Genomic DNA, 255 nt, shown 5'->3' with positions numbered 1-255 from the left:
AGATTTTATGATAATAAGCGGATTAGAGAGGGTGCCAGATCATACGACATTTTGCAGATTTCGAAATATAATGACTAAGCTGAAGATATGGGATGTGTTGCTGAAAGAGGTGAACGAGCAGTTGACAGAACACGGCCTAAAGGTAGAGAAGTCGCAAGGAGCAATAGTTGATGCTACGATAATAGAATCAGCCGCCCGCCCTAAAAAGATGTTAAAGGCAGTAGAGGTTGATAGAGAAGAAGGTAGTTGTCCTGT

The 255-nt window shown here is 42.0% G+C and carries 1 pseudogene; it reads left to right on the top strand.

Annotated features, from left to right (window positions below):
* Window positions 1-70: 70 nt before the first annotated feature.
* Window positions 71-255: pseudogene (locus L8D11_RS05570) on the top strand (hypothetical protein); the annotation flags it as partial.

The organism is Candidatus Bandiella numerosa, assembly GCF_021811875.1.
Classification (GTDB): Bacteria; Pseudomonadota; Alphaproteobacteria; order Rickettsiales; family Midichloriaceae; genus Aquirickettsia; species Aquirickettsia numerosa_A.
Note: the sequence above shows the minus strand (reverse complement) of the source record. Positions and strands in the feature narration are given on the sequence as shown.